Origin of the sequence: Streptomyces sp. NPDC057271 (genome assembly GCF_042668715.1) — a bacterium.
Taxonomy (GTDB): domain Bacteria; phylum Actinomycetota; class Actinomycetes; order Streptomycetales; family Streptomycetaceae; genus Streptomyces.
In genome coordinates this window covers 1-1167 of sequence record NZ_JBHUYJ010000260.1, presented here as the reverse complement: position 1 = coordinate 1167, position 1167 = coordinate 1, and the positions used below count along the sequence as shown (strand labels likewise).

Genomic DNA, 1167 nt, shown 5'->3' with positions numbered 1-1167 from the left:
GGTTGCGCTGGCTGACAGCCGGAGAGTCGCACGGACCCGCGCTGGTCGCGACGCTGGAGGGTCTTCCCGCTGGTGTTCCGGTCACCACGGAGCTGGTGGCGGACCATCTCGCGCGGCGGCGTCTGGGCTATGGGCGTGGCGCGCGGATGAAGTTCGAGCGGGACGAGATCACGTTCCTGGGGGGTGTCCGGCACGGTCTGTCGCTGGGTTCCCCGGTCGCGGTGATGGTGGGGAACACGGAGTGGCCGAAGTGGGAGAAGGTGATGTCGGCCGATCCGGTGGACCCGGCCGAGCTGAGGGAGACGGGGCGTAACGCGCCGTTGACGCGGCCGCGTCCTGGTCACGCCGACCTGGCGGGCATGCAGAAGTACGGCTTCGACGAGGCCCGGCCGGTCCTGGAGCGCGCCAGCGCCCGTGAGACGGCCGCCCGCGTCGCCCTCGGTGCCGTCGCCCGCTCCTTCCTGAAGGAGGCGGCCGGGATCGAGATCGTCTCGCACGTGGTGGAGCTGGCCGCGGCGAAGGCTCCGTACGGTGTCTACCCGACCCCCGCCGACGTCGAGAAGCTCGACGCCGACCCGGTGCGCTGCCTGGACGCGGACGCGTCGAAGGCGATGGTCGCCGAGATCGACCAGGCCCACAAGGACGGCGACACGCTGGGCGGTGTGGTCGAGGTGCTGGCCTACGGCGTCCCGGTCGGCCTCGGGTCACACGTGCACTGGGACCGGCGGCTCGACGCGCGGCTCGCCGCCGCACTCATGGGCATCCAGGCCATCAAGGGCGTCGAGGTCGGCGACGGCTTCGAACTCGCCCGCGTGCCCGGTTCCCAGGCCCACGACGAGATCGTGCGCACCGAGGACGGCATCAAGCGCACCTCCGGCCGCTCCGGAGGCACCGAGGGTGGTCTGACCACGGGTGAGCTGCTGCGTGTGCGCGCCGCGATGAAGCCCATCGCGACCGTCCCGCGCGCGCTCGCCACCGTCGACGTCGCGACGGGCGAGGCCACCCAGGCCCACCACCAGCGCTCCGACGTCTGCGCCGTGCCGGCCGCGGGGATCGTGGCCGAGGCGATGGTCGCGCTGGTCCTGGCGGACGCGGTCGTGGAGAAGTTCGGCGGCGACAGCGTGCCGGAGACCCGCCGTAACGTGCGGTCCTACCTCGACAACCTCC

The 1167-nt window shown here is 72.5% G+C and carries 1 protein-coding gene; it reads left to right on the top strand.

Annotated elements, in window-relative coordinates:
- Positions 1-2: 2 nt before the first annotated feature.
- A partial coding sequence (gene aroC / locus ACFUJR_RS39340; RefSeq protein WP_383451321.1) for a chorismate synthase occupies positions 3-1167 on the top strand: 1165 nt, incomplete at its 3' end.